The organism is Paraburkholderia sp. EG287B (assembly GCF_040965595.1).
GTDB lineage: Bacteria > Pseudomonadota > Gammaproteobacteria > Burkholderiales > Burkholderiaceae > Paraburkholderia.
Genome location: NZ_JBFRCG010000002.1, coordinates 407,303 through 431,856, shown reverse-complemented (window position 1 = coordinate 431,856; position 24,554 = coordinate 407,303). Strand labels below are relative to the sequence as shown.

Below are 24,554 nucleotides of genomic sequence, written 5' to 3'. Positions count from 1 at the left end.
CTGCCGTGACCATGAGCGTGCCAATGGGTGTGCCCATCGCACTGGCCGTGACAGACGCCGGCCGCAGCGGCGAACCGCGCGCGCTTGCGACTGGATCAGGTTCGCGGCCTCTCGATTCAATCAGGGCCGCGCACGGGAAGCTTTTCAGGAACGCCCGTCTTCCCCCTCGGGGTGTCTCGCCACTTTTGACGTCGCCGTGTCCCGCACATTGCCGGGACGCTTCGGGCGCTCGCCGTATTTTCGCCACCAGCGCCTCCTGCGGCGGTCACTTCGACCGCGCGGCGGGACGCGCCGGATAAATTCTTTATACCAATGTTCCGTTACCGTCGGAGCCGCTCCTGACCGAACGTGCCTGTGGGCGCCGTCCCTGCCGGAGTGGTGATCCGTGCGTGCAACTCGTTGCTTCTCATCAAGCGGGGTGAGCAACCAGCCCCGGGCGCAAGTAAAATAACCGTTTATCGCTTGCAGCCTGCGCTCGCCGCGTGGTCCAAGTCCAGGATAACCCCCTTGGGGTGTCCATTGGGTGGTTCGCAGAACATTTGGCCGTTTGGCCTACCGTTGCGTCGGCGCTGGGCAAATTATATTCAGAATGAAAGGGTTAGGCAAAACATCCCAGAATCAGGTCGCAAGCGACCAGGTTTCGTTCGTCGAAATCGACGAGGGCGCGGCCGGTCAGCGCATCGACAATTTTCTCGTGCGCGTCTGCAAAGGCGTGCCGAAAAGCCACATCTATCGCATTTTGCGCAGCGGGGAAGTGCGCGTAAATAAGGGTCGGGTCGATGCGCAATATCGGCTCGCGGAAGGCGACATCGTGCGCGTGCCGCCCATCCGCACCTCGCAATCTAGCGCGCCGGCCGGCGCCGCGCCCGTGCCGGCGGCCCAGTTTCCCATCATCTACGAGGACGACGCGCTGCTCGTCATCGACAAGCCTGCAGGCGTGGCCGTGCACGGCGGCAGCGGCGTGGCGTTCGGCGTGATCGAGCAGTTGCGCGAGGCGCGCCCGCAGGGCAAGTTCCTCGAGCTGGTCCACCGGCTAGACCGCGAAACGTCGGGCGTGCTGATGCTCGCCAAGAAGCGCGCCGCGCTCGTGGGCCTGCATGCGCAGATGCGCGACAACCAGACCGACAAGCGCTATTACGCCTGCGTCCACGGCGAATGGGCGAGCGACTGGGGGCGTCGGCGCGCCGTGAAGGAGCCGCTTCACAAGTATCTGACCCCGGAAGGCGAGCGCCGTGTGCGCGTGCAGCCGGACGGCTTGCCCTCGCACACGGTGTTCAATCTCGTCGAGCGCTGGCCGGGCTACGCGCTCCTCGAAGCCGAGTTGAAGACGGGCCGCACGCACCAGATCCGCGTGCACCTCGCCCACCTCGGCCTGCCGATCGTCGGCGACGCCAAGTACGGCGACTTCGCGCTCAACAAGGACCTCGCGCGCACGGGCGCGAAGCCGGGCATCAAGCGCATGTTTCTGCATGCGCACCGATTGAAGCTCGCGCACCCGATCACGGGCGCCCCGTTGCAGTTCGAGGCGCCGCTGCCGGCGGATTGCCGCGGCTTCGTCGACGCGCTGCGCGCGCAACGCGAGGCAGGCTCGGCAACCGACGCAGCCCGACCTGGCGCGGCCCGACCTGACGCGGCGCGACCCGAATGACACCGAATCTGACAGCGTTTGGAGAAGTCCTGCATGGCTCGAGAGTTATTTGACCTGATTGTGTTCGACTGGGACGGCACCCTGATGGACTCGACCGCCCATATCACGCGCAGCATCCAGGCGGCGTGCCGCGACCTCGGCCTGCCCGTGCCCGGCGACGAGGCGGCGAGCTATGTGATCGGCCTCGGCCTGCGCGAGGCGCTGCAGATTGCCGCGCCCACGCTCGATCCGGCCGACTACCCACGGCTCGTCGAGCGCTATCGCATCCACTATTTGCTGAAGGACCAGCAGACCGAGCTGTTCGTCGGCGTGCGCGAGATGCTCACGGAACTGCGCGACACTGGCTACCTGCTCGCCGTAGCGACGGGCAAGAGCCGCGTGGGGCTGAACCGCGCGCTGGCGGATTCGCGGCTCACGAGCCTCTTCGACGGCACCCGCTGCGCCGACGAAACCTTCTCGAAGCCGCATCCGGCCATGCTTCAGGAGCTCACGCGCGAACTGGGGCAGGATCTGGGGCGCACTGTGATGATCGGCGACACGACGCACGACCTGCAGATGGCGATCAACGCGGGCGCGGCTGCCATCGGCGTGGCGTATGGCGCGCATGCGTCCGGCGCGCTCGAAAAGCTCGAGCCGCGCTTCGTCGCGTCGGACGTGGCCGCGCTCGCGGGCTGGCTGCGGGAGCACGCATGAGCGCGGCGCCCGAGACAGCGCCGCTCGAGCCTGTGCGCGTCTGCGCGGCCGACGAACTCGCCGAGGGCGGCGAGGGGCGGCGCATGAACGCGACCTATGCGGGCGGCGACGCGGTGGTGTTCTTCGTACGCTACGGCGGCGAGGTGTACGGCTACCTGAACCGCTGCGCGCACGTGCCGATGGAACTCGACTGGGTCGAGGGCCAGTTCTTCGAGTCGTCGGGACTCTATCTGATGTGCGCCACGCACGGCGCGATCTACCAGCCCGACACGGGCAAGTGCGTGGGCGGCCCGTGCCGCGGCGGGCGTTTGCGCCCCGTGCAGGTCGAGGAACGCGACACGCCGGAGGGGCGTGCGGTATTCTGGCTGCCGGACGACGCTTTGCGTCCGACCCCAACCTGATTCCTGACTATCGACCCCTTTCGAACGTAACCCGCTCGCATGTCCGACAATCCGACCCCTGATTCGAACGAAGCGCCCCGCGCGGCTTCGTCAGACCGCGGCGCGCCCGCGCCAGGCTGGGAGCGCGAGGCGCTCGAACGCATCGCGCTCGCGGCTATCACCGAGCAGCGCGCGGCGCGGCGCTGGCGCATCTTCTTTCGCTTCGCGTTTCTCGCCGTGTTCGTGGTAATCGCGTGGGCGATCCTCGATCTTTCGGGGGCGCGCGTGGAGAGTGAGGGGCGCCATACGGCACTGGTTTCGCTCGACGGCGAAATCGGCTCCGACACCCCGGCGAACGCCGAGGACATCATCAGCGCGCTCGACAGCGCCTTCGACGACGACGGCACCGCGGGCGTGATCCTGCATATCGACAGCCCCGGCGGCAGCCCGGTGCAGGCCGGCATCATCAACGACGAGATCCATCGTCTGCGCACCAAGTACCCGGCCATCCCGCTGTACGTCGTGGTCGGCGACATGTGTGCTTCGGGCGGCTATTACGTCGCGGCCGCCGCCGACAAGATCTACGTCAACAAGGCGAGCATCGTGGGCTCGATCGGCGTGCTGATGGACGGATTCGGCTTCACCGGCCTGATGGACAAGCTCGGCGTCCAGCGGCGCCTGCGTACGTCCGGCGAAAACAAGGGCTTCTTCGATCCGTTCTCGCCCGACACGCCGAAAATGGACGCGCACGCCCAGGAGATGCTCGACCAGATCCACCAGCAGTTCATCGACGCCGTGAAGGCGGGCCGCGGCAAGCGCCTGAAGGACTCGCCGGATATCTTCTCGGGCCTGTTCTGGACCGGGCAGAAGAGCGTGGAGCTCGGCCTCGCGGACGGCTACGGCGACACCGATTACGTGGCGCGCGAGGTCGTCAAGGCGCCGGACGTCGTCGATTACACGGTCAAGCAGAGCCTCACCGATCGCGTGGCGAAGCGCGTGGGCGCGAACATCGGCTCGGCGGCCGTGCATTCGCTGCTGATGGGCGGCAAGGTATCGGTGCACTGAGCGACGGCGACGCTTTCGTTTCCCGTCGTCCTCGAGAAAAATCGGCCGCTGCGCGATGGTTGCGCAGCGGCCGATTCGTTTTCCGCGCCGAAGCGCGTTCAGTTTGCGAGCAGCAGGAAGATCGCCGGCCGCTTGTGCAATTCGGGCGCTGGCTTCTTCTTCCAGTCCGACACCGCGCGGCTCACGATCGTCTCGGTGGGCAGCGTGAGATCGGCGGCGACGCACACGAGCGTGGAGGGCGCGCAGGTCGCGAGCAGTGCGTCGAGCAGCGCGCGGTTGCGATAGGGCGTCTCGATGAAGATCTGCGTCTGCTTGATCTTGCGCGAGATCTGCTCGAGATCGCGCAGCTTTTTCACGCGCTCGTTCGCGTCGACAGGCAGGTAGCCATGAAACGCGAAGCTTTGGCCGTTCAGGCCCGACGCCATCAGCGCGAGCAGGATCGAACTCGGGCCCACGAGCGGCACGACCTTGATGCCGCGCTCGTGTGCGCGCCGCACGAGCAGCGCGCCCGGGTCGGCGACCGCGGGTACGCCCGCCTCGGAAACCAGCCCTGTGTCGATACCGGCGAGCAGCGGTGCGAGCAGCTTGTCGACCTCGCCTGCAGGCGTGTTGACATTGAGTTCGCGGATCTCGATTTCCTGGATCGGCCGCGTCGTGCCCACGCGCTTGAGGAAGGCGCGCGTGGTCTTGGCGTTTTCGCCGATATAGCTGGCGAGCGTGCCCGCGCGTTCGCGCACGGGCGTGGGCAGGACGGCGTTGAGCGCGGCATCGTCGCCTTCGCCCAGCGTGTTGGGAATCAGATAGAGGGTGCCGAGGCTCATGCTTGCGTCTCCAGCAGCGGATAGCCCGCGGCAAGCAGCATGCGCGTGAGCGCGATGAGCGGCAGGCCGATCAGGGCGGTGGGGTCGTCCGATTCGATCGCTTCGAGCAGGGCGATGCCGAGACCCTCCGATTTCGCGCTGCCCGCGCAGTCGTACGGCGTTTCGGCGCGCAGATAGGCGTCGAGCGCGGCGTCGGGCAGGTCGCGAAAGCGCACCTTCGTCACGACATCGACGGTATCCGTTTGGCCAGTCGCGGTGTCGAGCACGCTCAGGGCACTATGGAACAACACTTCGCGGCCGCGCATGGCCTGCAGTTGCTCGAGCGCGCGTTCGTGCGTGCCGGGCTTGCCAATCTGGCGGCCATCGAAGGTGGCGACCTGGTCGGAGCCGATCACGAGCGTTCGCGCCGCGCCGGCGGGCAGCGCGGCGGCCACGGCGCGGGCCTTCGCGGCAGCCAGGCGCAGCGCCGTCGCTTCGGGCGTCTCGCCGGGCTGCGGCGTTTCGTCGACGGCGGGCACGGCCGTATCGAAGGGAATGCGCAGACGCTCGAGCAACTCGCGCCGGTAGCGCGAGCTGGAGGCGAGGATGAGGGCGGGGCGGCCCGTGCGCGGGGCCTGTGAGGGAGAATCCTGCATGTTCGATCGGAGTATGAGAGCGGCTGCGAATGTGGCTGGAGAAAAGGCGGCTGTGGTTTGGCGATTTCCGGGTGGATTTCGCCTCAAAAAAGGGGCGGATATCCCGCAAAACGTCGTCAGAGGCTCCCGAAAGCCGCGCTCGCACAGACACTTGCGTACGCGAGCTTAAGTGTTTGACTCACAAAGATAAAGGCGATATGATTTTGGGCTTTTCATCGGTATGCTCTCGCCGCACGTCTTGTGCGGGCGCCTGAATTTAGCGGCGTCACGGCTCGAAAAACCTTGCCGGCAGTAGCGTGTCGATGGGCGAATGTAGGCAAACGCAGGTCGATAGAGACCTGTGCGGGCCGGCACAAGCTGGATTGCAGCGAGCCGCTGGCGGCTTTCGCGCATCGCTTGCCGCGCCCCAGGCCTTGAAGCAGGAGAGCGCACATGACCGAACACACTGGCAAGCCTGCAGGCGCCGAATTGAATCCGCGCGACTTCGATATCTTCGAATTCGCGCGCAGCGAGCGCGAAGCGGCAGGCGTCGTGCGCGTTTCGCAACTGCCGCGCATGTTAAACGAAGTCCCGGCCGAGGCGCCAGATCGCGACACCGCGTTCACCTGGCAGGCTGCGGGCTTTATCCAGCAGGAAATGCAGGACAACGGCACCGAAGGGCCGCAGCCATACCTGCGGCTTGCAGTTCACGGTGGCGCGTGGCTCACGTGCCAGCGGTGCCTCGCTCCTTACGAGCAGGCATTCAATGCGGATGCGACCTTCCGTATCGTCCAGACGGAAGAAGAGGCGGACGAGTTTCCGCTCGACGACGATGAAGTCGAAGTGATCGTGGGCTCGCGCCATTTCGATCTCGTCGACTTGATCGAAGAGGAGCTGTTGCTCGCGCTGCCGCTGGTGCCGAAGCACGAAGTCTGTCCGGAAATTCACGAAAGCCTCGCCTCGGGTCCCGACGGCGCGGAGGGCGTGGATTCCGTGGACGACGTGCCGGAGCAGGAAATCGAGCCGGAAGAGCGCGTCAACCCGTTTGCGGCGCTCGAATCGCTCAAGAAGGACGGTCCTGGCAGCAAGCACTAAGGCAAGCCTTGGGCGGCTGTGCGGGGCAGGCAGTACCAGACGCGTGGGCCTGAGCCCGGAGTCCGGCCATCCCCCAAGGGTGGCGGCGGCCGGATCGGGCTGTGTTAGAATTCGGAAAATTTTCAGGAGTTATCATGGCAGTTCAACAAAACAAGAAGTCGCCGTCGAAGCGCGGTATGCACCGCTCGCACGATTTCCTCACGGGCGCGCCGCTGGCCGTCGAGCCGAGCACGGGTGAAGTGCATCTGCGTCACCACATCAGCCCGAACGGCTACTACCGCGGCAAGAAAGTCGTCAAGACCAAGAACGACTAATCGTTTCAGCATGCGGCGCGGTGTTTGACACCGGGCGCCGCATCTGTCGATTCCGTTCGCTTGACCATATTTCGGCTCGGCAAAAAGGCGGCATTCAACTGCCGCTTTTTTATGCCTGAAATCCGTCGCATTCCATGACTGTTACGCTCACGATAGATTGCATGGGAGGCGACCACGGCCCGTCTGTGACGGTGCCTGCCGCAGTCCATTTCGTCCGCTCGCACCCCGACGCGCATCTCATGCTCGTGGGCGTCGAGTCGGCGGTTCGCGCCCAGTTGAAGAAGCTGAAGGCGTCGGACCATCCCGCGCTTACCGTCGTGCCCGCCACCGAGGTCGTCGAAATGGACGATCCGGTCGAAGTCGCCCTGCGCAAGAAAAAAGATTCGTCGATGCGCGTCGCGCTCAATCGCGTGAAAGAGGGCGAGGCGCAAGCCTGCATCTCGGCCGGCAACACCGGCGCGCTGATGGCCGTGTCGCGCTATGTGCTCAAGACGTTGCCCGGCATCGAACGCCCGGCCATCGCCTTCGCGCTGCCGAATCCGCGCGGCTACACGACGATGCTCGACCTCGGCGCGAACGTCGACTGCGAACCGCAGCACCTGCTGCAGTTCGCGGAGATGGGCCACGCGCTCGTCGCGGCGCTGGAGGGCAAGGATCGCCCAACCATCGGGCTCCTGAATATCGGCGAAGAAGTCATCAAGGGCAACGACACCATCAAGCGCGCGGGCGAGCTCCTGCGCGCGAGCACGCTGAACTTCCGCGGCAACGTCGAAGGCAACGACATTTACAAGGGCACCGTCGACGTCATCGTCTGTGACGGTTTCGTTGGGAATGTCGCGCTCAAGACGTCGGAGGGCCTCGCGCAGATGCTCAACGACATGATCAAGGAAGAGTTCGGCCGCTCGTGGCTCACCAAGCTCATGGCGATTGCCGCCCTGCCCGTGCTCATGCGCTTCAAGAAACGTGTCGACCATCGCCAGTACAACGGCGCGGCGCTGCTCGGCTTGAAGAGCCTCGTCATCAAGAGCCACGGCTCGGCCGATGCCTACGCGTTTGAGTGTGCGATCAATCGCGGGTATGATGCCGTCAAAAATGGCGTGCTGGAGCGCCTCGCGCACGCCATGGAAGAAAACGCCGGTTCGCTCGAACAGGCGGCAGACGAGCCCGGCGGCGCCCAGAACGTGCAAGCCGCGCAGGCGGGGCAGGCTACCAGTGCGCCCAGCCAGGCAGCGGGCGAGGTACCGCCCGGCGCCGCATCATCCTCGAAGGCATAATGGCTCAATCGACTCTCTATTCCCGCGTGATCGGCACGGGCAGCTATCTTCCGCCTGATCGCGTCACCAACCAGGAACTGGCCGAACGGCTCGCCGCAAAAGGCGTCGAGACGAGCGACGAATGGATCGTGGCCCGCACGGGCATTCACGCACGCCACTTCGCCGCGCCCGACGTCACGACGAGCGATCTCGCGCTTGCGGCGTCGCAGCGTGCGATCGCGGCCGCCGACGTCGATCCGCAGTCGATCGACCTCATCATCGTCGCCACTTCCACGCCCGATTTCGTCTTTCCGAGCACGGCCTGCCTCTTGCAGAATAAGCTCGGCATCCGCAATCACGGCGCGGCGTTCGACGTGCAGGCCGTGTGCTCGGGCTTCGCCTACGCCGTTTCGGTGGCCGACAGCCTGATCCGCAGCGGCCAGCATCGCACGGCGCTCGTGGTCGGCGCGGAAACCTTCTCGCGTATTCTCGATTTCAACGATCGCACCACCTGTGTGCTGTTCGGCGACGGTGCAGGCGCGATCATCCTGCAGGCGTCGAGCGAACCGGGCGTGCTGTCGAGCGCGCTGCACGCCGATGGCAGCTACGCGCACATCCTGTGCACGCCGGGCAACGTGCACGGCGGCGCGATCGCGGGCAACGCGTTCCTGCACATGGACGGCCAGGCCGTGTTCAAACTGGCCGTGAACGTGCTCGAAAAGGTCGCGATCGAGGCGCTCGACAAGGCGCAGCTCTCCGCCGACCAGGTCGACTGGCTGATTCCGCACCAGGCCAATATCCGCATCATGCAGGGCACCTGCCGCAAGCTCGGCCTGCCCGCCGAGCGCATGGTGGTGACGGTGGGCGAGCATGGCAACACCTCGGCGGCCTCGATACCGCTCGCCTTCGACGTTGCGGTGCGCGACGGCCGCATCAAGCGCGGCCACAACGTGCTGATCGAAGGCGTGGGCGGCGGCTTCACCTGGGGCGCCTCCGTCATCCGCTTCTAAGCATCCTGAGCGGGCTCTCGCGCTCCCGCAGCCGGTCCTGGCGCACGACGAACACGTCGCGCGCAGCCGGCGGCGGTTCATCCGAGCGCATTGCCCACCCGTATTGAACGAATTTGGGGACGTTATGAAATTCGCGTTCGTTTTTCCCGGACAAGGGTCGCAGGCCGTCGGCATGCTCGACGCCTTCGCCGATAACGCCGTCGTGCGCGAGACGCTGCAAGAAGCGTCCGACGCGCTGGGCCAGGACCTAGGCAAGCTGATCGCCGAAGGCCCCGCCGAAGAACTCAATCTCACCACCAACACGCAGCCGGTCATGCTCACCGCCGCTTACGCCGTCTATCGCGCGTGGCAGCAGGCGGGCGGTCCTCTGCCTGCTATCGTCGCCGGCCACAGCCTCGGCGAATACACGGCGCTGGTCGCCGCCGGCGTGCTCGCATTCCGCGACGCCGTGCCGCTCGTGCGTTTTCGCGCGCAGGCGATGCAAAGCGCGGTGCCGGTGGGCGAGGGCGGCATGGCCGCCGTGCTCGGTCTCGACGACGACACCGTGCGCGCAGTCTGTGCGGAAGCCGCGGCTGCGAGCGGCGGCGTGGTCGAAGCCGTGAACTTCAACGCGCCGGCGCAAGTCGTGATCGCGGGCCACAAGGGTGCGGTCGAAAAGGCCTGCGAAATCGCCAAGGCAAAGGGCGCCAAGCGCGCGCTGCCGCTGCCGGTTTCGGCGCCGTTCCACTCGTCGCTGCTCAAGCCCGCCTCGGATCAGCTGCGCGACTACCTCGCGAACGTCACGCTGAACGCGCCGCAGATTCCCGTGGTGAACAACGTCGACGTGGCTTTCGAAACCGACCCCGCGAAGATCCGCGACGCGCTCGTGCGCCAGGCCGCGGGCGCCGTGCGCTGGGTCGAGTGCGTGCAGGCCATCGCGGCGCAAGGCGCGACGCACGTAGTCGAATGCGGTCCAGGCAAGGTGCTTGCGGGCCTCACCAGGCGTATCGACGGCAACCTGGTCGGCGCCTCGGTGCTCGATCCGAAGTCGCTCGACGAAGCGCTCGCGCTTCTGAAGGCTTAAGCGCCTACGCCACCACCGCTAACGGATTCAAACGATGGAAAAGACTCTCGACAATCAAGCCGCGATCGTGACCGGCGCCACCCGCGGCATCGGCCGCGCGATCGCGCTGGAACTGGCGCGCCAGGGCGCGACGGTGATCGGTACGGCAACGAGCGAAGCCGGCGCGCAGGCCATCTCGGCCGCTTTCGAAGCGGCGGGCCTGAAGGGCCGCGGCGCGGTGCTCAACGTGAACGACGCCGCTGCAGCGGAAGCGCTGATCGACGCAACGGTCAAGGAATTCGGCGGTCTTGCGATCCTCGTCAATAATGCGGGCATCACGCAGGACAACTTGGCGATGCGCATGAAGGACGACGAGTGGGACTCGGTCATCGACACCAACCTGAAGTCGGTGTTCCGCCTGTCGCGCGCCGTGCTGCGCCCGATGATGAAGGCGAAGGGCGGCCGCATCATCAACATCACCTCGGTGGTGGGCTCGTCGGGCAACCCGGGCCAGGCCAACTACGCCGCCGCCAAGGCCGGCGTGGCGGGCATGACGCGCGCGCTCGCACGCGAGATCGGCAGCCGCGGCATCACCGTGAACTGCGTCGCGCCCGGTTTCATCGACACCGACATGACGAAGGACCTGCCGGCGGAGCAGCAGGCCGCCCTCAAACAGCAGATTCCGCTGGGCCGCCTCGGCAGCCCGGACGACATCGCGCATGCGGTCGCGTTCCTCGCGTCGCCGCAGGCGGCCTACATCACGGGCACGACGTTGCACGTGAACGGCGGCATGTATATGTCTTAACCGGATTCAGGTACTATCCGCGCCTTGATGCGCTTGATGCAGAACATTGCGCAAGCGCCGTCGCGGATAGCCTTCCGGAACCTTGAGCGCCGCTTTTCAGCCAGGTCAAACCTGATAAAATGCGCGCACTCGCATTCATGAGCTAACTTTTTTCCCTTGGAGGGGTAATGGACAACATCGAACAGCGCGTCAAGAAGATCGTCGCCGAGCAACTGGGCGTCGCCGAAGCTGAAATCAAGAACGAAGCTTCGTTCGTGAACGATCTGGGCGCCGACTCGCTCGACACCGTCGAACTGGTCATGGCTCTCGAAGACGAGTTCGGCATGGAAATCCCGGACGAGGAAGCCGAGAAGATCACGACGGTTCAGCAAGCGATCGACTACGCTCGCGCGAACGTCAAGGCCTAAGCGCCAGATTCCCGCCTGGGCCGCGCAACGCAGTGCGCTGGCGGCCCGCGAGGACGCTTGCCCGTGAAACCGCGTACGCCTGCCGCACTCGCTGCGGGGCATCTGCCGGTCAACTAGCCACAGGGCTCACAGGAGCATTTCCTGTGGCCTCTGTGGCTTTTGTTTTTGTCATCTATGGATAAGGGGTTACCGTGAGCCGTCGTCGAGTTGTTGTTACAGGCCTGGGGCTGATTTCGCCTGTTGGCAATAATGTTGCCGACGGCTGGGCCAATCTGGTCGCCGGGAAGTCCGGCATCGCCAACATCACGAAGTTCGACGCTACGAACTTCTCGACCCGCTTTGCCGGCGAAGTGAAGGGCTTCAACGTCGAAGACTACATGCCGGCGAAAGAAGCGCGCCATATGGATACGTTCATCCATTACGGCATCGCGGCGGGCATGCAGGCGATCCAGGACAGCGGTCTCGAAGTCACCGAAGCGAACGCGGAACGGATCGGCGTGAACGTCGGCTCGGGCATCGGCGGTCTGCCGATGATCGAAGTCACGCAAACCGAGCTGCTCAACCGCGGCCCGCGCCGCATCTCGCCGTTCTTCGTGCCGGCCTCGATCATCAACATGATCTCGGGCCATCTGTCGATCAAGTACGGCCTCAAGGGCCCGAATCTGGCGATGGTCACGGCCTGCACGACCGGCCTGCACTGCATCGGCGAAGCGTCGCGTCTGATCGAATACGGCGACTGCGACGTGATGATCGCGGGCGGCGCGGAATCGACCGTCTCGCCGCTCGGCATCGGCGGCTTCGCGGCAGCGCGCGCGCTGTCGCAGCGCAACGACGATCCGGCGACGGCCAGCCGTCCATGGGACAAGGACCGTGACGGCTTCGTGCTCGGCGAAGGCGCGGGCGTGATGGTGCTCGAAGAGTACGAACACGCGAAGGCGCGCGGCGCGAAGATCTACGCGGAAATCGGCGGCTACGGCATGAGCGGCGATGCGTATCACATGACCGCGCCGCTCGAAGACGGCGACGGCGCACGCCGCTGCATGATCGCCGCGATGAAGAACGCGGGCGTCAACACCAGCGAAGTGAACTGGCTGAGCGCGCACGGCACCTCCACGCCGCTCGGCGACCTCGCGGAAACCACGGCGATCAAGCGCGCCTTCGGCGACCATGCGAAGGACATCGTCGTGAACTCGACCAAGTCGATGACGGGCCACCTGCTGGGTGGCGCGGGCGGCCTCGAGTCGGTGTTCACCGTGCTCGCCGTGCACAACCAGGTGTCGCCGCCGACGATCAACATCTTCAACCAGGATCCGGCATGCGACCTGGACTACTGCGCGAATACCGCGCGGGACATGAAGATCGACGTCGCGCTGAAGAACTCGTTCGGGTTCGGCGGCACCAACGGCACGCTCGTCTTCAAGCGCCACGCTTGATCCTGCACGACGAGACAGCGGCCGCGCCGAATGCTTCGGCCGGCCGCGTTCCTCCTGCATTCCCCTCGCGGCGCGCGGGCGCGCCGCTGCTTTCCCTGCGTCCATCGCTTGCGCTGCAACTGCTCGTTGCCGCGGGTCTCGGCGTGGCCGCGGCCGCCGTCTACACGACGCTCGCACCCTGGTCCGGCGTCTGGCAAGCGTTGCCCGCCACGCTGGCGTTCCTGGCGACCGGCGGCCTCGCGGCTGCGGCGTGGCGACGCAAGCAGCCGGCCTTCCTCGAAATCGGGTCAGATTTTCTCGCGGCCTGGTCGCGCGACGGTGCCTGCCTCGCAGCCGGGCGACTTGCCGGCGCGTCGCAATGGGGCGCGTGGCTGCTCGCGCTCGTCGTGGAGCAGGGCGCACGCCGCACGACGATTCTCGTTGCCGCCGACGCCGTTCCGGCAGAAGTCTTCCGCACACTCGCCGTGCGCGCGCGCAGCGCGGCCGGCCGCTGAGCTTCCCTTCGCTGTAAAGCTTGTAACCGCTGTTACTCGCGTAACGTGAGACCGTGGCGAGGACGCTACAATGGTGCCCCCACGTCTACTTCATGTGCTAACGGATTTCTCAGGTGAGCGAAAAAGAAATTGATCAGGTTCTGGTCGAGCGCGTGCAAAAAGGCGACAAGGCCGCGTTCGAGCTCCTGGTCTCGAAATACCACCGCAAGATCATCCGGCTGATCTCGCGCCTCGTGCGGGACCCCGCCGAGGTCGAGGACGTGGCCCAGGACGCCTTTATCAAGGCTTACCGCGCACTACCGCAGTTTCGTGGCGAATCGGCTTTCTATACGTGGTTGTACCGGATTGCTGTCAATACGGCGAAGAACTACCTTGCGACCCAGGGAAGACGCGCGCCGACTTCTACCGAGGCAGATGCTGAAGAAGCGGAAACTTTCTCGGACGCCGATCAACTAAGGGATATCAATACGCCCGAGTCGATGTTGATGAGCAAGCAGATCGCACAGACGGTCAATGCTGCGATGGCGGTTTTACCGGAAGAGCTGCGTACCGCCATTACGCTTCGGGAAATAGAAGGCCTAAGCTACGAGGAAATCGCCGAAATGATGGGGTGCCCGATCGGGACCGTCAGATCGAGAATTTTCCGCGCTCGGGAAGCCATTGCGGCAAAATTGCGTCCGCTGCTGGACACTCCGGAAGGCAAGCGCTGGTAAGAAGAAGAACCAGCTTCGCCCCGGGCGGCGACGCGATTCACCAGAATGAGTTGGTGTCACAGGGACGTCTGTTAGGGAATGGGGAGCATCATGGGTTCGGTCTCGATGCAATCGGTATCAAGCTCGCGCGGCGAGCGTCTGTCCGCCTTCGTCGACGGTGAAGCGTCGGCGCAGGAGCATCTGAACGGAAATTTTCTGGAACTCGACGGCGAAGGGCGCGCAGCCTGGTCGGAGTACCACCTGATCGGCGACGTGCTGCGTTCCGACGATCTGGCCCTCAGCCAGGCCGCGAGCCGCGCCTTCATGACGGGTTTCGCGGCGCGCTTCGAAGCGGAGCCGCATCTGCTCGCGCCGGCCGCGCTGCCGCAGGCGCAGGCTGGCCGCAATGAGCGCGTGGGCCGCATTCTGGCGTTGCGCCGCCGCGTGATGCCGTCGCTGGCCGTGGCCGCCGCGGCCGCCACGCTCACCTGGATCGTCATGCCGCAAATGCGCGGTGTGGGCATGGCCGGCGCGCCGCAAATCGCCGCTGTGCAGTCGCAGGGCGACGGCGTGCAGCGCTTGGCGATGAACACCACGCCGGCGCCTGTGGCGGGCGCTCAGGACGGCAACATCATCCGCGACGCGCGCCTCGACGAATATCTCCAGGCGCACCAGCAGTTCGCGCAGCAGCCGGTCATTTCGGATTCCATGCCGTACATCCGTTCAGCCGCTCTTACCACGCAAGGCCAATAAGTTTGATGCAGACATTGCGGTTGAATAAAAAGACAATCTGGGGGCGGTTGCCGGCATTCCTGTGCTGCGCAGCCGTGATGTTCACCGCTCTGTCTGTCGCCCCGCGTGCCCACGCGCAAGGCGCGTCGGCGGCCGATGCCGCCACGCGCCAGAGCGCGGCACAGCTGCTCGACCGCATCCAGCAGGCCGCCCAGCAGCAAAGTTACGAAGGCACCTTCGTCTACCAGCGCGGCGAGTTCGTGCAGTCCTCGCGCATCACGCATTACGCCTCGAAGCAGGACGGCGAGTTCGAAAAGCTCGAAAGCCTCGACGGCAAGCCGCGCACGATGCTGCGCCACAACGACGATCTCTATACCTTCGTGCCCGAGCGCAAGCTGCTCGTCGTCGAAAAGCGCCAGAACAAGGACGCTTTCCCGGCGCTGCTTTCCACGAGCGGCGACCAGGTGCTGGGCGTCTACGAGCCGAAGATGCTCGCCAACGACCGGGTGGCCGGCCTCGACAGTCAGGTGATCCAGCTCGACCCGAAAGACAACTTCCGCTTCGCCTACAAGCTGTGGGCGGACGCGAAAACCGGTCTGCTGCTGCGCTCGCAGATGCTCGACCCGTCGAATGGGCAGGTGCTCCAGCAGCTCGCGTTCACGCAGGTGCGCATCGGCGGTCCCGTCGACAAGACGCCGATCGTCAACGGCATGCGCAATATCGAGGGCTGGAACGTCGTGCGCCCGCCGCTTCAGCCGATCGACATCGAGGCGCAGGGCTGGTCGTTTGGGCAGGCCGCGCCGGGCTTCCAGAAGATTCGCGAAGTGCGCCGGCCGATGGCGGCGCGCGACGCGAGCGATCCGCCCATCCCGGTCGATCAGGCGGTATTCTCTGACGGACTCTCCACGCTTTCGGTGTTTATCGAACCGGTCAAGAACAACAGTCGCAAGGAAGGCTCGGGCAGCAGTGGCGCGACCCACGTGCTCGTGAAGCGCAACGGCGATTACTTCATCACGTTGCTTGGCGAAGTGCCCCAGACCACGTTGCAGCAGTTTGCGTCTGCCATAGAATACAAGGCTCCCAGGTAACTCCTTCCTTCGGCTGACTTCGATATGACGATTCTCCCGCTGCGCAAATTCTTCGCGGCCGCGGTCGTGGCGGCGTGCCTGCCGTTCGCACCGCACGTGGCATCGGCGGCGCCGGCTGCCAACCTGCCCGACTTCGCCGACCTCGTGGACAAAGTGGGGCCGTCGGTCGTCAATATCCGCACCACGACGCGTATCTCCTCGGCTCAGCGCGGTCTGCCGCCGGGCATGGATCAGGGCGACATGTCGGAATTCTTCCGCCGCTTCTTCGGCATCCCGCTCCCGCAAGGGCCGCAGGGTGGGCAGGGCGGCGGTCAGGGTGGCAGCCAGGGCGGAAGCCAGGGCGGAAGCCCGGGCGGCGGTTCGGACTCCGGCCCGGACAGCGGCAACGACACCGAACAGAACAGCGGCGTCGGCTCGGGTTTCATCCTCTCGAGCGACGGCTACGTGATGACCAACGCGCACGTCGTGGACGACGCGGACAGCATCTACGTGACGCTCACCGACAAGCGCGAATTCAAGGCGAAGCTGATCGGCGTGGACGACCGCACGGACGTCGCCGTGGTGAAGATCCAGGCCGCCAATCTGCCGGCCGTGACGATGGGCGACTCGAACAAGGTGCGCGTGGGCGAGTGGGTCGTGGCGATCGGTTCGCCGTTCGGCCTCGAGAACACCGTGACGGCGGGCATCGTCAGCGCGAAGGGGCGCGACACGGGCGACTATTTGCCGTTCATCCAGACCGACGTGGCCGTGAACCCCGGCAACTCGGGCGGTCCGCTCATCAACATGCAGGGCGAGGTGATCGGCATCAACTCGCAGATCTATAGCCGCACGGGCGGCTTCATGGGCATCTCGTTCGCGATTCCGATCGACGAAGCGATGCGCGTGGCGGATCAGCTCAAGTCCACGGGCAAGGTCACGCGCGGCCGCATTGCCGTGGCCATCGGCGAGGTGACGAAGGACGTGGCCGACTCGCTCGGTTTGCCCAAGGCGCAAGGCGCGCTGGTTTCCAGCGTCGAGCCGGGCGGCCCGGCCGACAAGGCGGGCATCCAGCCGGGCGACATCATCCTGAAGTTCAACGGCGCGAGCGTCGACGCCGCGACCGACCTGCCGCGCATGGTCGGCGACACGAAGCCGGGCACCAAGGCGACCGTGACGATCTGGCGCAAGGGCGCAACGCGCGATCTGCCGATCACGATCGCCGAGATGCAGACCGACAAGAACGCGAAGGCGGACCAGAAAAAGGCGCCCGAGCCCAAGCCGCGCGCGATGAACGCGCTCGGTATCGCGGTGGTCGACATTCCCGCCGACCAGCTCGCCCAGCTCAAGATCAAGGGCGGCGCGATGGTGGACTCGGTCGATGGCCCGGCACAGCGCGCCGGCCTGCAGAAGGGCGACATCATCCTGCGCGTGGGCGACACGGACATCACCAGCGCAAAGCAGTTCCAGGAGGTGACGGCGCATCTCGACCCGCAGAAGACGGTCGCGGTGCTCGTGCGTCGCGGCGACAACACGCAGTTCGTGCCGTTGCGCCCGCGCGCGCCGGGGCAGAAGTAACGCCGATGCGCACGCCCATGCGGTCTGAGTCGGAGGCGCCGGGCGCGCTCGAACGGGCGAGCGCGCACCTCGTGCTCTACGGGCGCGCGTGGTGTCACCTGTGCGAGGAGATGCGCGTGGCGCTCGAGCCGCTCGCCGCCGCGGCGGGCGCGCGGCTCGACGTCGTCGATGTCGATTCCGACCCCGCACTCCTGGCGCGTTACGACGAGCTCGTGCCGGTGCTCCTTTGCGACGGCATCGAGCTGTGTCACTACCATCTCGACGAAGCACGCGTGCGCGCTACGCTGGGCTTGGGCGCCGACGCACCGAGCGTGCCGCCGGCGCCGCCCGGCGGTGCGTGAAACGCGTGCGCAGGGCGTGACCCATCCGTTACATCACCGGATGGTTCGCCCGTGGGACCCCTTTTCGGCTAAAATAGTCCGGTTTTTCATCTGTTTACGAGGCGTGTCCAGCTTTCGTTGGGGCGCGCCTTTTTCGCTTGATCGGCACTGAATGGATCATATTCGTAACTTCTCGATCATTGCGCACATCGACCATGGCAAGTCGACGCTCGCCGATCGCATCATCCAGCTGTGCGGCGGCTTGTCCGACCGCGAAATGGAATCGCAGGTGCTCGACTCGATGGATCTCGAGCGCGAGCGCGGCATCACCATCAAGGCGCAGACGGCTGCGCTCTCGTACAAGGCGCGTGACGGCAAGGTCTACAACCTGAACCTGATCGACACGCCCGGGCACGTCGACTTCTCCTACGAGGTGAGCCGCTCGCTCTCCGCGTGCGAGGGCGCGTTGCTCGTGGTGGACGCGAGCCAGGGCGTCGAGGCGCAGACGGTGGCGAACTGCTACACCGCGATCGAACTCGGCGTGGAAGTCGTGCCGGTGCTCAACAAGATCGACCTGCCCGCGGCCAACCCCGAGAACGCGATCGAAGAGATCGAGGACGTGATCGGCATCGACGCCACCGACGCCACGCGCTGCAGCGCGAAGACCGGCCTCGGCGTGGAAGACGTGCTCGAAGCGCTCATCGCCAAGGTGCCGCCGCCCGAGGGCGATCCGGAAGCGCCGCTGCAGGCGCTCATCATCGACTCGTGGTTCGACAACTACGTGGGCGTGGTGATGCTTGTGCGTATCGTCAACGGTACGCTGCGTCCGAAGGACAAGATCAAGCTGATGGCCACCGGCGCGCAGTATCCGGTCGAGCACGTCGGCGTGTTCTCGCCCAAGTCGCGCAACCTCGAGCAGCTTTCGGCGGGGCAGGTGGGCTTCATCATCGCCGGCATCAAGGAACTCGCCGCGACCAAGGTGGGCGACACCGTCACGCTCGCGACGAAGCCTGCAGCCGAGCCGCTGCCGGGTTTCAAGGAAGTGAAGCCGCAGGTGTTCGCGGGCCTCTATCCGGTCGAGGCGAACCAGTACGACGCGCTGCGCGAATCGCTCGAAAAGCTCAAGCTCAACGACGCCTCGTTGCAATACGAGCCGGAAGTTTCGCAGGCGCTGGGCTTCGGCTTCCGTTGCGGCTTCCTCGGCCTCCTGCACATGGAAATCGTGCAGGAGCGACTCGAGCGCGAGTTCGACATGGACCTCATCACTACGGCGCCGACCGTGGTGTACGAAGTCGTGCAGGCGGACGGCAGCACGATCAAGGTCGAGAACCCGGCGAAGATGCCGGAGCCCTCGAAGATTGCCGAGGTCCGCGAGCCGATCGTGACGGTGAACCTGTACATGCCGCAAGAGTACGTGGGTTCGGTCATCACGCTCTGTACGCAAAAGCGCGGCAACCAGATCAACATGCAGTACCACGGCCGCCAGGTGCAGCTCACCTACGAAATTCCGATGGCGGAAATCGTGCTCGACTTCTTCGACCGTCTGAAGTCGGTGTCGCGCGGTTACGCGTCGATGGACTACGAGTTCAAGGAGTACCGCACCTCCGACGTCGTGAAGGTCGACATGCTGATCAACGGCGACAAGGTCGATGCGCTGTCCATCATCGTCCACCGTTCGCAGTCGCAGTATCGCGGCCGCGAAGTCGCGGCGAAGATGCGCGAGATCATTCCGCGCCAGATGTATGACGTGGCCATTCAGGCCGCGATCGGGGCGCACATCATCGCGCGCGAGAACATCAAGGCGCTGCGCAAGAACGTGCTGGCCAAGTGCTACGGCGGCGACATCACGCGTAAGAAGAAGCTGCTCGAAAAGCAGAAGGAAGGCAAGAAGCGGATGAAGCAGGTCGGCTCGGTCGAGATTCCGCAGGAGGCCTTCCTCGCCATCCTTCGTGTCGAAGATAAATAAGTAACGCAAATAAGCCGGACAACGGATCTCTCTACATGAATTTTGCGCTGATACTCTTTGTGCTCGTCATCTTGACGGGCGTTGCGTGGGTTGCAGACAAACTGGTGTTCATGCCGCGCCGGCGCCTCGCCGCCGATGCGGCGGTCGCGGAGTTCGACCGTCAGCAGGAACGGGTGGGCGAGCGCTTCGCCGATGAAAACGCGCCCGTCACGCGTCAGAACCTGCGCAACGACAAGCTGCGCCAGCCGTGGTGGCTCGAGTACACGGCGAGCTTCTTCCCCGTCATCCTGATCGTGTTCCTCGTACGCTCGTTCGTCGTCGAGCCGTTCAAGATTCCGTCGGGTTCGATGGTGCCCACGCTGCTCGTGGGGGACTTCATCCTCGTGAACAAGTTCGACTACGGCATCCGCCTGCCGATCACGAACACGAAGATCACCCAGGGCCGCCCGCTCGAGCGCGGCGACGTGGTCGTGTTCCGCTATCCGAAGGACGAGTCGGTCGACTACATCAAGCGTGTGATCGGCCTGCCGGGCGACGTGGTTTCCTATCAGGACAAGCAGCTCACGATCAACGGCAAGCCGGTGCCGGAAGTGCCGCAGGGCGACTTCTTCGACGAAGAGCGCATCGGCTATGCGAAGCAGTTCACGGAAGACCTCGGCAGCGGCCGCAAGAACAACATCCTCAACAACCCCGCGGTGCCGCCGTTCATCGTGGGCGCAGAGGACTATCCGTATCGCGACAACTGCCAGTACAACGCGCGCGGCGTGATCTGCAAGGTGCCGGCGGGCCATTACTTCATGATGGGCGATAACCGCGACAACAGCGCGGACAGCCGCTACTGGGGTTTCGTGCCCGACGCGAACATCGTGGGCCGCGCGTTCTTCATCTGGATGAACTTCAGCAACCTGCGTCGCATCGGTTCGTTCGAGTAATTCGTGTTGGCTCGACGTGCGATGCACGTCGAGCACGCGCGCGAAGAAGCATTAGAAGCAGCAACGAAAAGCGTATGCGCGAACCCGAGACTCACTCGCATCACGCGCATTGCATCTTCGCGCGCTACTTGAAGAATCCCCGGTAACGTCGCTTCGTCACGGTTTTTCGCCCGCCGCCCCCTGTTTTCGCCGGGGGCGGCGGGCGCGTTATACTCTCCCCATGCCCCAATCTCCGTTGGAAAGCCGTTTGCGCTACGAATTTCGCAATGCGGAATTGCTGCGCCAGGCTTTAACCCACCGCAGTCACAGTGCCACGCATAACGAACGCCTCGAATTCCTCGGTGATTCGGTTCTGAATTGCGCGGTGGCTGCCCTATTGTTCCAACGTTTTGGCAAGCTGGACGAAGGCGACCTCTCGCGCGTGCGCGCGAACCTGGTCAAGCAGCAGTCGCTCTACGAGATCGCTCAGGCCCTCAATATTGCCGACGGCCTGCGCCTCGGCGAAGGCGAGTTGCGCAGCGGCGGCTTCCGCCGCCCGTCGATCCTCGCCGACGCGCTGGAGGCGATCTTCGGGGCGATCTTCCTCGACGGCGGCTTCGACGCCGCCCAGACGGTCATCAAGCGCCTCTACGTGCCGATCCTCGATCACATCGATCCGCGCACGCTCGGCAAGGATTCCAAGACGCTGCTGCAGGAATACCTGCAGGGTCACAAGATCGCCTTGCCGACCTACACGGTCGTCGCGACGCATGGTGCGGCGCACAATCAGCAGTTCGAAGTCGAATGCACGGTGCCGAAGCTCGACGTGAAGGTGTCGGGTTCGGGCGCGAGCCGTCGCGCGGCGGAGCAGGCCGCGGCGAAGAAGGCGCTCGACGAGGTTATGGCGGCGGCGCCCGCGCTGGTTGCGAAGCCGCGCCGCTCGAAGGGCGCGCGTGCTCCCAAACCGGAGCCTGAGGTCGTCCCCGGCGTGACAGGTGTGCAGGGCGCCCTCGATTTGCGCTCGCCGGAGCGCCGCGAGCGCGCTTCGGCGCGTAGCGAGCGTGCGGCGCAAACCGCGGCAGCCGAAGGCGCGCCGCTCGCGGTGATACGCGCGGCGCACGTCCAGGAGCGTCCGGCGGAGAAGGACAAACCGGCTGAAAAGCCCGTGGAAAAGGCCGAACGCGGTGCAGAGAAGGCCAGCGACAAGCCTGCCGACAAAGCCACGGGCTTCGACGCCGTACCGAGCGCCGGCGCCATCGGCCACCGCTCGGCCGCGGTGAAAGCCGAAGCGGCGTTGCGCACCGTCGAGCGCGTGCAAACCGCAACGACCGGCAGCGCGAACACCGATGCCCAGACGCATGCCGAAGCCACGACGGCCATTCCCGTGCGCGCGGCCGATGCCGGCCACTGATTCCACCGAGGCGCGCCGCGAGCGCGCCTCCCGTTTTTCTATTCCGGTCCGATCATGAACGCTCCCACCTCCACTCCTGCCGGTTTCCGTTGCGGCATGGTCGCGATCGTCGGCCGTCCGAACGTCGGCAAATCGACGCTGATGAACGCGCTGGTCGGCCAGAAGATCAGCATCACTTCGCGCAAGGCGCAGACCACGCGCCATCGCATCACCGGCATCAACACGATCGACGACGCGCAGTACATCTTCGTCGACACGCCCGGCTTCCAGACGCGCCACAGCACGGCGCTCAACCGCTCGCTGAACCGCGCGGTGACCTCCACGCTCAGTTCGGTCGATGCCGTGCTGTTCGTGATCGAGGCCGGCAAGTTCGGTCCCGACGACCAGAAAGTGCTCGACCTGATTCCCCCGAACGCGCCCACGCTCCTGATCGCCAACAAGATCGACCGCGTGACCGACAAGGGCACGCTGTATCCGTTCATCCAGCAGGTGCAGGGCCTGCGCGAGTTCCGCGAGATCGTGCCGCTTTCGGCAAATAATCCGGACGACATCAAGCGCCTGCTCGCGACGCTCAAGCCGTATCTGCCCGAAGGCGAGCCGATCTACGGCGAGGACGACCTCACCGATCGCAGCGAGCGCTTCCTCGCTGCCGAAATCCTGCGCGAGAAAGTGTTCCGCTGGACCGGCGACGAACTGCCGTACACGAGCACGGTGCTGATCGACAAGTTCGAGCAGGAAGGGCGGCTGCGCCGCGTCTTCGCGACGATTCTCGTCGAGCGCGACACGCAGAAGGCGATGGTGATCGGCCAGAAGGGCGCGAAGCTCAAGCAGATCAGCACCGAGGCGCGACTCGACATGGAGAAGCTGTTCGACGGTCCCGTGTACCTCGAAACCTTCGTGAAGGTGAAGAGCGGCTGGGCCGACAACGAAGCCGGGCTGCGCGCCTACGGTTACGAGTAAGCACGACGGGCACCGCGTATGAGTGACGGCGCAGCCGGAACCCTGCACGACGACTGGCCCGCGCACGAGGACGCGCAGGCCGACGAGGCAATCGCTGCGGACGAACCGACCGGTTCCCGCAGCGCGCGTCGCTCGCCCGCGAAAGGCACCCAAGGCACGACGAGCACGCGCAGCACGAAGGCGACGAAAGGCGCCGCCACGCGCAACGCGATGACCGAAGGCGCCGACGCCACGCTCGAAGGCCGTGCCGAACCGCGCAACGGCCGCAAGACCACCGCGCGCTCGCAATTGCCGCGCGCGTCACGCAGCACGACCCCCGATTACCGCATCGCCGAGCAGCCGGCTTTCGTGCTCCACAGCTATCCGTACCGCGAGACGAGCCTCATCATCGATGTGCTCTCGCGCGATCACGGCCGCGTGGCACTCGTCGCGAAGGGCGCGAAGCGACCGCATTCGGCGTTGCGCGGCGTGCTGCAAACCTTCCAGCCGCTCGCGCTTTCGTGGACCGGCAAGGGCGAGGTGCGCACGCTCACGGGCGCCGAGTGGGTCGGCGGCATGTTGCCGCTGACCGGCGACGCGCTGCTGTGCGGCTTCTATGTGAACGAACTGCTCGTGAAGTTCATCGCGCGCGAAGACCCGCACCCCGAACTCTTTCGCCACTACGTCGTGACGCTCACGCGCCTCGCGCACGACGAGCCGCCCGTGCAGGTGCTGCGCTCGTTCGAGCGCGTGCTGCTGCGCGAGGCGGGCTATGCGCTCGCGCTCAACCGCACCGTGAACCGCAAGACCGTCGTGGCCGAAGGGCGCTACGTGTTCGATCCGGAACGCGGCGTGCGCGAGGCGTCGGACGAATGGCCTTCCCAATGGCCCCGGCTTTCGGGCCAGACGTTGCTCGACATGGAAGAGGACGATTACCATCGACCCCAGACGGTTGCGCAGAGCAAGGCGCTCATGCGCTTCCTGCTGAACACGTACCTTGGCGGCACGCCGCTCGCGACGCGCCAGATTCTGATCGACTTGCAGAACCTATGAGCTTCTTTCTCACTTCGCCCAACGTGATCGACCTCGGTGTGAACATCGACCACGTCGCCACGCTGCGCAACGCGCGCGGCACCGCTTATCCCGATCCGATCCGCGCGGCGCTCCTCGCCGAAGAGGCGGGCGCCGACGCGATCACGCTGCATCTGCGCGAGGATCGCCGCCATATCGTCGACGCCGACGTGCGCGCGCTGCGTCCGCAGCTGAAAACGCGCATGAACCTCGAATGCGCGGTGACGTCCGAGATGCTCGACATCGCGTGCGAGATCAAACCGCACGACGTTTGCCTCGTGCCCGAAAAGCGCGCGGAGCTCACGACCGAAGGCGGCCTCGACGTCGCGGGCCACTTCGACGCCGTCGCCGCCGCCTGCCGTCAGCTTGCCGATGCGGGCTGCCGCGTCTCGCTTTTCATCGACCCGGACGAAACGCAGATCCGCGCGGCGCACGAAACGGGCGCGCCCGTGATCGAGCTGCACACGGGCCGCTACGCCGAGGCACACGACGCCGGCGAGCAGGCGCGCGAATACGAGCGCGTGGTCACCGGCGTGAGCTGCGGCAACAGCCTCGGGTTGAAGGTGAACGCCGGCCACGGTCTGCACTACACGAACGTGCAGCAGATCGCGGCCATCGACGGCATCGTCGAGCTGAACATCGGCCACGCGATCGTGGCGCACGCAATTTTCGCGGGTTGGGAAAACGCGGTGCGCGAAATGAAGGCGATCATGGTGGCGGCGCGCCTCGGCACGCGCGGCTGACTGCTACCCCGCGCCATCGCGCCGCGCGCAATCGACAGACATCGACGGGAGTC

General features: G+C 65.4%; 26 protein-coding genes. 24 read left to right on the top strand and 2 right to left on the bottom strand.

The window, feature by feature from the left end; translation table 11 throughout:
- Positions 1 to 589 precede the first annotated feature (589 nt).
- From AB4Y40_RS04700 to AB4Y40_RS04685, 4 genes are read left to right on the top strand one after another with little or no spacing between them, the layout of a single operon-like run.
- Positions 590 to 1,648 (top strand): RluA family pseudouridine synthase, encoded by a 1,059-nt coding sequence (locus tag AB4Y40_RS04700; protein ID WP_368686623.1) that lies wholly within the window; start codon positions 590 to 592, stop codon positions 1,646 to 1,648.
- A 33-nt stretch (positions 1,649 to 1,681) separates the two neighbouring features.
- On the top strand, positions 1,682 to 2,341 hold the full coding sequence (locus AB4Y40_RS04695) for an HAD-IA family hydrolase (protein WP_368686622.1): 660 nt from the start codon (positions 1,682 to 1,684) through the stop codon (positions 2,339 to 2,341).
- Positions 2,338 to 2,742 carry a Rieske 2Fe-2S domain-containing protein gene (locus AB4Y40_RS04690; RefSeq protein WP_324151384.1) on the top strand — a complete coding sequence of 135 codons (405 nt, stop codon included), beginning with the start codon at positions 2,338 to 2,340 and terminating at the stop codon, positions 2,740 to 2,742. Before AB4Y40_RS04695 ends, AB4Y40_RS04690 begins: the two co-directional genes overlap by 4 nt.
- Positions 2,743 to 2,781: 39 nt before the next feature.
- Complete coding sequence (locus AB4Y40_RS04685; protein ID WP_368686621.1) at positions 2,782 to 3,786, top strand: S49 family peptidase; 1,005 nt, start codon at positions 2,782 to 2,784, stop codon at positions 3,784 to 3,786.
- 98 nt (positions 3,787 to 3,884) lie between these two features.
- On the opposite strand, the gene AB4Y40_RS04680 is transcribed toward AB4Y40_RS04685, so the two are convergent.
- Together AB4Y40_RS04680 and AB4Y40_RS04675 are read right to left on the bottom strand one after the other, a co-directional pair.
- Positions 3,885 to 4,607 (bottom strand): SAM-dependent methyltransferase, encoded by a 723-nt coding sequence (locus tag AB4Y40_RS04680; protein ID WP_368686620.1) that lies wholly within the window; start codon positions 4,605 to 4,607, stop codon positions 3,885 to 3,887.
- The gene (locus AB4Y40_RS04675) at positions 4,604 to 5,242 is read right to left on the bottom strand and encodes a Maf-like protein (protein ID WP_368686619.1); all 639 of its coding nucleotides are present in this window, start codon (positions 5,240 to 5,242) and stop codon (positions 4,604 to 4,606) included. The genes AB4Y40_RS04680 and AB4Y40_RS04675 overlap by 4 nt, the downstream gene beginning before the upstream one ends.
- A 432-nt stretch (positions 5,243 to 5,674) precedes the next feature.
- On the opposite strand from AB4Y40_RS04675, the gene AB4Y40_RS04670 reads away from it, so the two are divergent.
- The 20 genes from AB4Y40_RS04670 (at position 5,675) to pdxJ (ending at position 24,501) form a co-directional block, all read left to right on the top strand.
- Positions 5,675 to 6,316, top strand: coding sequence for a DUF177 domain-containing protein (locus AB4Y40_RS04670; protein ID WP_368686618.1), 642 nt, complete (start codon positions 5,675 to 5,677; stop codon positions 6,314 to 6,316).
- 134 nt (positions 6,317 to 6,450) lie between these two features.
- Positions 6,451 to 6,630, top strand: coding sequence for a 50S ribosomal protein L32 (gene rpmF, locus AB4Y40_RS04665; protein ID WP_018441573.1), 180 nt, complete (start codon positions 6,451 to 6,453; stop codon positions 6,628 to 6,630).
- A gap of 134 nt (positions 6,631 to 6,764) precedes the next feature.
- Positions 6,765 to 7,904 carry a phosphate acyltransferase PlsX gene (plsX, locus tag AB4Y40_RS04660; RefSeq protein ID WP_069262574.1) on the top strand — a complete coding sequence of 380 codons (1,140 nt, stop codon included), beginning with the start codon at positions 6,765 to 6,767 and terminating at the stop codon, positions 7,902 to 7,904.
- Positions 7,904 to 8,893, top strand: coding sequence for a beta-ketoacyl-ACP synthase III (locus tag AB4Y40_RS04655; RefSeq protein ID WP_368686617.1), 990 nt, complete (start codon positions 7,904 to 7,906; stop codon positions 8,891 to 8,893). The genes plsX and AB4Y40_RS04655 overlap by 1 nt, the downstream gene beginning before the upstream one ends.
- Before the next feature lie 124 nt (positions 8,894 to 9,017).
- On the top strand, positions 9,018 to 9,956 hold the full coding sequence (gene fabD / locus AB4Y40_RS04650; RefSeq protein WP_368686616.1) for an ACP S-malonyltransferase: 939 nt from the start codon (positions 9,018 to 9,020) through the stop codon (positions 9,954 to 9,956).
- A 34-nt stretch (positions 9,957 to 9,990) separates the two neighbouring features.
- Positions 9,991 to 10,740, top strand: a complete 750-nt coding sequence (gene fabG / locus AB4Y40_RS04645) for a 3-oxoacyl-ACP reductase FabG (RefSeq protein ID WP_368604846.1) — start codon at positions 9,991 to 9,993, stop codon at positions 10,738 to 10,740.
- Positions 10,741 to 10,907: 167 nt separating this feature from the next.
- Positions 10,908 to 11,147: an acyl carrier protein gene (gene acpP / locus AB4Y40_RS04640; RefSeq protein ID WP_004197638.1), complete on the top strand. Its 240-nt coding sequence runs from the start codon at positions 10,908 to 10,910 to the stop codon at positions 11,145 to 11,147.
- Positions 11,148 to 11,338: 191 nt separating this feature from the next.
- A complete protein-coding gene (fabF, locus tag AB4Y40_RS04635; RefSeq protein ID WP_254354937.1) occupies positions 11,339 to 12,580 on the top strand; it encodes a beta-ketoacyl-ACP synthase II in 1,242 nt (413 codons plus the stop codon).
- A complete protein-coding gene (locus tag AB4Y40_RS04630) occupies positions 12,577 to 13,074 on the top strand; it encodes a protein YgfX (RefSeq protein ID WP_368686615.1) in 498 nt (165 codons plus the stop codon). The genes fabF and AB4Y40_RS04630 overlap by 4 nt, the downstream gene beginning before the upstream one ends.
- Positions 13,075 to 13,187: 113 nt before the next feature.
- Entirely contained in the window at positions 13,188 to 13,787 is a 600-nt protein-coding gene (gene rpoE / locus AB4Y40_RS04625) for an RNA polymerase sigma factor RpoE (protein WP_027795258.1), read from the top strand.
- Positions 13,788 to 13,877: 90 nt separating this feature from the next.
- Positions 13,878 to 14,519, top strand: coding sequence for a sigma-E factor negative regulatory protein (locus AB4Y40_RS04620; RefSeq protein ID WP_368686614.1), 642 nt, complete (start codon positions 13,878 to 13,880; stop codon positions 14,517 to 14,519).
- A gap of 5 nt (positions 14,520 to 14,524) precedes the next feature.
- Positions 14,525 to 15,586: a MucB/RseB C-terminal domain-containing protein gene (locus AB4Y40_RS04615; protein ID WP_368686725.1), complete on the top strand. Its 1,062-nt coding sequence runs from the start codon at positions 14,525 to 14,527 to the stop codon at positions 15,584 to 15,586.
- A gap of 24 nt (positions 15,587 to 15,610) precedes the next feature.
- Positions 15,611 to 17,140 (top strand): DegQ family serine endoprotease, encoded by a 1,530-nt coding sequence (locus AB4Y40_RS04610; protein WP_368686613.1) that lies wholly within the window; start codon positions 15,611 to 15,613, stop codon positions 17,138 to 17,140.
- A 17-nt stretch (positions 17,141 to 17,157) separates the two neighbouring features.
- Complete coding sequence (locus tag AB4Y40_RS04605) at positions 17,158 to 17,481, top strand: glutaredoxin family protein (protein WP_368686612.1); 324 nt, start codon at positions 17,158 to 17,160, stop codon at positions 17,479 to 17,481.
- Positions 17,482 to 17,632: 151 nt separating this feature from the next.
- Positions 17,633 to 19,426, top strand: coding sequence for a translation elongation factor 4 (gene lepA / locus AB4Y40_RS04600; RefSeq protein WP_368686611.1), 1,794 nt, complete (start codon positions 17,633 to 17,635; stop codon positions 19,424 to 19,426).
- A 35-nt stretch (positions 19,427 to 19,461) separates the two neighbouring features.
- Positions 19,462 to 20,358 (top strand): signal peptidase I, encoded by an 897-nt coding sequence (gene lepB, locus AB4Y40_RS04595; RefSeq protein ID WP_069262567.1) that lies wholly within the window; start codon positions 19,462 to 19,464, stop codon positions 20,356 to 20,358.
- Between the two features lie 220 nt (positions 20,359 to 20,578).
- The gene (gene rnc / locus AB4Y40_RS04590) at positions 20,579 to 21,748 is read left to right on the top strand and encodes a ribonuclease III (protein ID WP_368686610.1); all 1,170 of its coding nucleotides are present in this window, start codon (positions 20,579 to 20,581) and stop codon (positions 21,746 to 21,748) included.
- Between the two features lie 54 nt (positions 21,749 to 21,802).
- Positions 21,803 to 22,708, top strand: coding sequence for a GTPase Era (gene era / locus AB4Y40_RS04585; protein WP_368686609.1), 906 nt, complete (start codon positions 21,803 to 21,805; stop codon positions 22,706 to 22,708).
- Positions 22,709 to 22,726: 18 nt separating this feature from the next.
- Positions 22,727 to 23,740: a DNA repair protein RecO gene (recO, locus tag AB4Y40_RS04580; RefSeq protein ID WP_368686608.1), complete on the top strand. Its 1,014-nt coding sequence runs from the start codon at positions 22,727 to 22,729 to the stop codon at positions 23,738 to 23,740.
- Complete coding sequence (gene pdxJ, locus AB4Y40_RS04575) at positions 23,737 to 24,501, top strand: pyridoxine 5'-phosphate synthase (RefSeq protein ID WP_368686607.1); 765 nt, start codon at positions 23,737 to 23,739, stop codon at positions 24,499 to 24,501. Before recO ends, pdxJ begins: the two co-directional genes overlap by 4 nt.
- Positions 24,502 to 24,554 lie beyond the last annotated feature (53 nt).